The following is a 6,726-nucleotide window of genomic DNA, read 5'->3' on the forward strand; positions in this document are numbered from 1 at the left end:
CGGTCCAAGTGCGCTGCAGCCAATAGCAGCTCTCTTTCCAGCATACGCGGAGAGTTGCAACCAGAACGCAAGCTGAAGCCGATTTTATGTTCGCTTCAGCGTGGTCTCAGGTGCGAGCGCTATCCTTGCATAAGTCCTCGCCACCGCACCAGCGGCGGTGGTTTACTGGCTTGTGCACTACTCGAAGGGAAGCGGAACCATGACCAACTTGCGATTCAACCTGCTGCAAACCATGCGTAACCTTTGGTCCCCTGCGGCGATCGCGGCGGCGGACTTGGACGATATTCCCATGACCACCGACGACCCAACCAACAGCGCGCCGCATCCCGGCGAACGGATCGCGCGCTACTCCACGCTGATCGAACTCAAGCAGTTGCTGCAAAGCTTCCCCGAGCCCGCGCGAACGACCGTGGTGCTGGTGCTTGATTCGCAAATGTCCGTGCATCTGCCGACGCTGCTGGTGCGCGACACGTTTGCCTTTCGCCTGATCCTGACTTCCTCATCGGGCTATTTGCTGAGCACGTTGTCGTCGGTCGATTTGTCGCTGGCAGCCCGAGCTTGGGGCTGGAGTTCGGTGGCCTATGAACGCGGCTTGCCGCAAGCGCTGGCTGCAGCTCGAGAATCGACGGCGGCGGACGAACAACTATTGGTGCTCGCGCCGAGTTGGCTGGGACTAAGCATCTAACGGCATGCGAGTTGCTTTTATACCGCCAAGTTCGTGTGCTGGCCATCATTTTGACAGCCGGCACTCATGCTTCGCAGTTGATTGGAGAAGAAAGCCCAAACCATGTTTGGATTTACGCAATTCGAGTTGTTGCTGTTCACCTTGCCTGCCATTGGTCTGGCGATGCTCGCGCAGATGTGGGTTAGCTCAGCCTATTCTAAAGGGCTGCAGTTTGGCTCACGGTTGAGCGGTTACCAAGCCGCACGGTTGATTCTGGATCGCGCGGGTTTGCACGATGTGCAGATTGAGCCGGTCGATGGACATATGACCGATCACTACGACCCGCGCGACAAAGTGCTGCGGCTCAGTAGCGACGTTTTTCACGGACGCACTTTGACGGCAGTGGGTATCGCTGCGCACGAAGCGGGCCATGCGATTCAGGACGGCGTGGGTTACGTGCCGCTGATCGTTCGTAACTTTGCCGTTCCCGCGGCGAACTTCGGCAGTGGCGCCGGCGGCATCTTGATGTTGCTGGGCGTGATGCTGAGCTTCAAGCCGTTGCTCGCGCTCGGCATTGTGGTGTTTAGCGGCGTGGTGTTTTTTCAGCTCATCAACTTGCCGGTCGAGTTCAATGCCAGCACGCGGGCCAAGCGGTTGCTGGTGTCGGAAGACATCGTGCCGCAGAGCGAAATGGGGCCGGTGAAGAGCGTGCTGAATGCAGCCGCGCTGACGTATGTGGCTGGCACGCTGCAAGCCGTGCTCACGCTGGTGTACTACGTGTTGCACTTCACGAGCGACCGTTCGCGGGCGTAGTTGAATCGACAATTTGCTGACCAACCAAAAAAGAGCCCCGGAGTTACTCACTCCGGGGCTCTAACGGTTTCCTGATCAGCGTCGGCTTGCTCGTTCGAAGCATGGCTTCGAACTACGCGATCCTGATTAGAGGGCGCCTGGCAGCGCACCGCCGAGGGCCTTCACGGCTTCGCCAAGGACCTTGATCACACCTTCGCCGATTTCGAAGCGGCCCGTGCTGCCACGGCCGGTGGCGGTGCTCGACAAGATGATCTTGTCGTTGCCAGCCATTTCGAGCGTCGAGGTCAGAGCGGGATAGATCGCGTTGTCGTCGACCGATTGCATGAACTTCAAGATCGGCAGCAGGCCGACGTTGATCTGCATCGGCAGAGCGGCTTTGTCAGCCGTCGTGGCCGAAGCATCCATGACCTTCTTGATGAGGCCCTGAGCATTCTTGCCGAAGGCGAGATAGGCACTGCCGGGGCTCGTGCCGAGGACGATGTCCATATTGGGACCAAAGAACTCACGCATTTCGCTTTCGCTGGCCGGAATTGGAACCGACAGCGTGTGGAACTTCACGCCGCCGTGAGTGGCAACGTCGAAGGACACTTTCGGGAACTCCGGTTCGTCCTTGGCGATGTCGACCAGCTTGCGGAAGGCAGCTTCGAAGGTGGCGCCATCGGCCACATACATACCAGCGACAAAGCTGATGTTCTTCGGTTCGAGAACGAGGGCAGCGCCGCCGTCCATCTTGCCGCTTTCGACGGTCTTGGTGAGAACGTCCATGAACTGGCCGACGACCATCTTCACCGGGCCACGCTTGTTGGCATCGACGTTGGCGTCGTTATCGATCTGCTTCATCACCTGAGCCTTCATGGTGTTGAAGAGAGCGACTTGCTGCGTGATGTCTTCTGGGCCGAGCTTGCCCACGAAGTTGGCCGTCACCGAAGCTTCGGGCAGCAGGAAGCCGCTGAAGCCCGACTTCAGGCCGGTGTTCATCGCAAACTGGCGGGCCAGCGTAGTGCCGTCCTTCGCGAGCAGCGTGACGTCGAGGAAGGTCTTCTTGGCAACCGAATCGATCGAGAGGCCAAGCGTGACTTCTTCCATTTCTTCCATGATGCGCGTGATCTGAGCCACGCTGTTCTTGCCGACCTTTTCCATGGCTTCGCGCTGTTCGGGCGGAGCATTGGCGGCGCCGGCTTCGAACGAACGTTCGAACTGAACCTTGATGGCGTCGACGCCGGCTTGCTTCAGCTCAACCGGCACGTTGTTGCCGAGAACCTTCACGGCGACGTTGTAATCCTTCGGCAGTTTGCCGAGCAGCGCGGCCGGATCGGCGGGCAAGCCGACGAGGTATTCCTTCTGCTGAGCGATGAAGACCCAGCCGGCTTGTTCTTTGTAGAAGGCGCTCGCGGCCTTACCGATTTCGAACACGCCGTCACCGGCGTCCTTCGGTTCGCCAAGCTGTTCCTTGAACGTTTCCAGAATCTGCTGCAGGTTGGTCACCGGCACAAAGATCACCGGCCGCGGTTCGCCACCCGACATCGTCACATAAGCGCCGATCGGCTTCTTCTTATCAAAGCCGCCCGTGAAGGCATTGCCGAAGAGCATGGCAGTCTTGCCCACGTCTTCATAACCGGCGGCCTTGGTGATGTAACCGACGTCGGTCAGCGTGTCTTCGATGCTAGCGATCGAGACGACAACCACCGGCTTGACCTCTTGGGCCATCGCCAGAGGCGAAAACAGGACAGCGACACCCGCCATCCATTGAAACATCGTACGTGTGAGGAGCTTCACGAGAGCATTCTCCCAGGGCTGAACGTGCCCAAACAAGGAAACCAGCAAAGGGGACCAGCAAGTGGCCGAAACAACCTCAGCGCACGCAGAATCACCCAGGAATTTTTACGACGCAAGCTATACCCGGCAGTCCAGCCTCGGGTTTTAGCAGGGGAAAAAAGAGGAAACAAGTAGCGGACGGGGCAGCGTTGCGACCGGCGGGCCAGCTAGCTCGCTTCTGCAAAGCGTGGTGGCGGCGGCGTTTGGGGATACACACCGAACCATTCTTCGCTCAGCTGCGAATCGAAGAACAGCAGCCAGGTGCGGAGCGGCGCTCGTTGTTGCGAAAGGACTTGCCGGATGATCGGCAGGGCTTGCATCACGTTGCCGAGCGAGAGATCGACGTAGCTGTAGCGGGCGCCACTGCCGCCGCCAATCGTGCCGCCGACGCCCGCTTGCTGCAGCGCGTCATCGAGCGGATCCTCGAGGCCGGCGCGATGCTCGACTCGCTGCGAGCTGTCGATTTCATCGGCGTCGATCTTCAGATAACAAAAATACTCTTTGTGCCGCGAAAAACAGCGGCTATCGAACAGTCGGCCGCTCATCACTGCTTCGATCAAATCGACGTAGCACGAAGTGCCGACGATCAGGTCGCTCCGCTCGGGAAAGTCCTCGCCGCCGAGATCGGGCTGTAGCTTGTAGCTCGACCACTTGCTGTTGTTTTTGTCGACGCGAAAGATGGGATTCGGCGACAACTGATCGAGCATGCTCCGAGCCACGGCCGAAACCGTGTCAGCCGCTCGTTCCAGCGGCAGCCAGCGATGGCCCGGTTCTTTGGCATCGACCGCGTCGATCGCGCCGATCCAGCCATCGAGCGTCTCTTCGCCGAGCAGCGTTTCGGTCAGTACAAAGGCCACGCTGCGAGCCTGATCCTCCGACCAGTTTTCCTGCGGAAACGTGAATAGCACGTCGATTTTGCGATTTTTGCCGATGCGGGCTTCGATCATCCCTTGCGAAAACTCAACGCTGCAACGGCCTTGCACGGCAGCTCGCGCATGAGCGACATCCTCGGGCAAGCGATGCGAATAGAACTCCCAGCCGGGAATCTGCGGGGCAGCACTCAGCACCTGATTGAGCATCGGCCGTAGCCAATGTTCGGCCTCGGGAGTGATCACCAAGCGATGGCCGCGGAGATGCACGTTTTTCGGCAGTCTAGCCGGACCGTATTCCCAGCAGAGACGCGAATCAATCGCGTGCAGGTTATCGTCCATAAAGCGGACGATGTCGAAGTTGCCGGGCTGCGTAAAAGTCGCCGAGATATTCGGCGCATTCGCTTGAAAGGCTTGCCACCAGCGTTGGCTGGCCGCAGCGACATGTTGCTTCCATTGCTGCTCGGCGGCGTTGCTAGGATCAGCGAGAATCCACCGCATGGCAGCACCTGGCCAGCACTATTACCGCGAGTTACCCTTTTTGGCCGCGTTCTTGGCGCGGAACTTGATCTTCCGCTTGACCCGCTTCTTCGGCTTCGCGACCGTGCCGTGGCAGCGCTTGCAGCGAGTGACCTGGTTATTGAGCTTGGCCTGGCATTTGGGGCAGCGGCGTTCGCCAGTTTGGAGCACGAATTTGGTGCGGGGGCGAGTAATCATCGGAATCGTCTCAAAACAAGTGCCAGGTACGCAAGCAATTTATTAAGCCCCGCACTATACCGGAAGATCCGTTCCAGAGCTAGAGGGTCCGGCGTGAACTATTTGCTCAGTTCAATTGCCTCGATCCCGCCGTTCTTTTTCAGGTCCTTGTCGAGATGCAGCGTCGCCTTCAACTGCAAATCGGGAAAGCCTTTAACGCTCAGCTGCGGCAGCGAGCAATAACCCGAGCCGGGCTCGTCGACCACGATTTTCGTGACCTTGCCATTCTCGACCACCGCGTGAGCCTTGGCTGCCGTAGTCGGCCAGAGCTCGCCCCGCTGCGGCTGATAGCGGTAGTAGTTCGAGACTTCGTCGAGCCGCTCGTTCGAGACCTTATGCGGGCTCAGCACTTTCAGCAGGGCCGATTTATTGGCCCGTTTCTCGGCTTCACTCGGCGGGCCACCCTTGGCGGGAGTCACGCCGCTGAAAGCTTCGCGAAAAACCTCGGTTTTAACGCCCAAGCCAGCCGCAATCAAAATGCAGGGCCGGCCGTGATCTTCGCGGCCGATTTCGTGACCGCCAGCGATGGTGACGGGAACTTTGCTCGTCCCCGAGTCATTCTGAGCCATGACGCACAGTACGGCAGCTAGGGCCAGGTACATAAGAGGTTTCCCGTCAGCGAGCGGAGGTTGCGAATTGGTGTTCGCAAGATACCACTTCAACCTGAAGGGAAGGTGAAGTCAGCCGCAGAAGCAGGCTGCCTTAATAAGCCCAGCTTAGCAAGCCGAGGCGTAGGTCTTCACGGCGGCGACGGAGCTGGTTTCACCCCAGCCAAAGCGACGGCTGAATCGGCGGCTGCGGTGCTGGGCATACCAACGGCGACGGGCCTGATTCACACTGTGACGTCGTTTTCGTTTTCCGTCTGGCATCGGACCCGCCTCCAGGCCATGGCCTTGTCGCTGCTAGCTTGCTAGCCGTTTCCCGCGATTCGACCTGCTAAACTCTTCGGCTTCTCACGGTTATGAGCGTTAACTGCTGCGAAAAGTTTCAAAAAGGATCGGTTGTGGGGATTCGGCGGCCAAGCCAGAACACAGAAACCACGATCAAACAGTACCAAACCACTCCTGCTAACCAACTTACGAGCATTCCGTTATCCACCTGTGAGAAGTATCCATCCTTCTGCCTCGATTCATTGCAGATCGGATGCCTAAGAGAGCGGTCTGGCGCAGGTTCGCCAGCAAGGCGAATCAAGACCCAGACTTCCGGCAGGTGAAGAGCGAAGAGTTGGATGCGCTTGTGGTTACGCAAGTTCCCTACGCGAACCCGAGCGCAACGGTTTGCGGGCACTCGTAATCAAATTGATTTTTCACCCGAATCAATTTGCGACGTCGCTAGCGACCGCCCGACGCAGCCAGCGCAGGGGATTGGGCAGCTGGAATATAACAGGAATATATAACAGGTTATACGATTTTTTGTTTCGCCCTAAATCGTTCTGCAGCAATTGGTTGCTGCCATTTGCGGTTGAAAGCCTATAACCTTTTATAACCTCGGTTATAACCTTCATTCCTCCGCCTTCCTCGCTGTGCGGTGGTGGCATTTTCGTGATTCTGCGCGCACCGCTAGCGCCTCGGTCGTTGCCGTTTTTTCAAACGTTCCACCAAATTGAAAATGAGCAACCCAAATTTTAGGGCCGCACACTGACAACTTCGGTCAGCCGATTTCCGGGAGGGTTACCGTTCACGCCAATGTCGCTGTCATCGCCTTTTCTCTCTCCCCTCGCCCCGTTTCGGGGAGAGGGGTCGGGGGTGAGGGGATAATGCGCGAGTTGGACTCAATTTTCTGGCGAACTGGTCGGCAATCGATAGTGCG

At 58.2% G+C, this 6,726-nt stretch carries 7 protein-coding genes; 2 read left to right on the forward strand and 5 right to left on the reverse strand.

Annotation, left to right across the window (positions count from 1 at the left end; genetic code table 11):
* The first annotated feature begins 199 nt into the window (after positions 1–199).
* Together M9Q49_RS24770 and M9Q49_RS24775 are read left to right on the forward strand one after the other, a co-directional pair.
* Positions 200–685, forward strand: a complete 486-nt coding sequence (locus tag M9Q49_RS24770; RefSeq protein ID WP_254511790.1) for a hypothetical protein — start codon at positions 200–202, stop codon at positions 683–685.
* A gap of 102 nt (positions 686–787) precedes the next feature.
* Positions 788–1,477, forward strand: coding sequence for a zinc metallopeptidase (locus M9Q49_RS24775; protein ID WP_254511791.1), 690 nt, complete (start codon positions 788–790; stop codon positions 1,475–1,477).
* Between the two features lie 126 nt (positions 1,478–1,603).
* On the opposite strand, the gene M9Q49_RS24780 is transcribed toward M9Q49_RS24775, so the two are convergent.
* The 5 genes from M9Q49_RS24780 to M9Q49_RS24800 all read right to left on the reverse strand — a co-directional run bounded on the left by M9Q49_RS24780 (position 1,604) and on the right by M9Q49_RS24800 (position 5,786).
* A complete protein-coding gene (locus M9Q49_RS24780; RefSeq protein WP_254511792.1) occupies positions 1,604–3,253 on the reverse strand; it encodes a hypothetical protein in 1,650 nt (549 codons plus the stop codon).
* Positions 3,254–3,459: 206 nt separating this feature from the next.
* Positions 3,460–4,662, reverse strand: coding sequence for a hypothetical protein (locus M9Q49_RS24785; protein WP_254511794.1), 1,203 nt, complete (start codon positions 4,660–4,662; stop codon positions 3,460–3,462).
* Between the two features lie 21 nt (positions 4,663–4,683).
* The gene (locus tag M9Q49_RS24790) at positions 4,684–4,878 is read right to left on the reverse strand and encodes a hypothetical protein (RefSeq protein ID WP_254511796.1); all 195 of its coding nucleotides are present in this window, start codon (positions 4,876–4,878) and stop codon (positions 4,684–4,686) included.
* 98 nt (positions 4,879–4,976) lie between these two features.
* On the reverse strand, positions 4,977–5,519 hold the full coding sequence (locus M9Q49_RS24795) for a hypothetical protein (RefSeq protein ID WP_254511798.1): 543 nt from the start codon (positions 5,517–5,519) through the stop codon (positions 4,977–4,979).
* A gap of 114 nt (positions 5,520–5,633) precedes the next feature.
* Positions 5,634–5,786: a hypothetical protein gene (locus tag M9Q49_RS24800; protein WP_254511800.1), complete on the reverse strand. Its 153-nt coding sequence runs from the start codon at positions 5,784–5,786 to the stop codon at positions 5,634–5,636.
* Positions 5,787–6,726: the final 940 nt, after the last annotated feature.

Source organism: Anatilimnocola floriformis, from assembly GCF_024256385.1.
Taxonomy (GTDB): domain Bacteria; phylum Planctomycetota; class Planctomycetia; order Pirellulales; family Pirellulaceae; genus Anatilimnocola; species Anatilimnocola floriformis.

Coding starts and splice junctions, on each gene's coding strand:
- M9Q49_RS24770 (WP_254511790.1), top strand. CDS start 200: ATGACCAACTTGCGATTCAACCTGCTGCAAACCATGCGTAACCTTTGG.
- M9Q49_RS24775 (WP_254511791.1), top strand. CDS start 788: ATGTTTGGATTTACGCAATTCGAGTTGTTGCTGTTCACCTTGCCTGCC.
- M9Q49_RS24785 (WP_254511794.1), bottom strand. CDS start 4,662: ATGCGGTGGATTCTCGCTGATCCTAGCAACGCCGCCGAGCAGCAATGG.
- M9Q49_RS24790 (WP_254511796.1), bottom strand. CDS start 4,878: ATGATTACTCGCCCCCGCACCAAATTCGTGCTCCAAACTGGCGAACGC.
- M9Q49_RS24795 (WP_254511798.1), bottom strand. CDS start 5,519: ATGTACCTGGCCCTAGCTGCCGTACTGTGCGTCATGGCTCAGAATGAC.
- M9Q49_RS24800 (WP_254511800.1), bottom strand. CDS start 5,786: ATGCCAGACGGAAAACGAAAACGACGTCACAGTGTGAATCAGGCCCGT.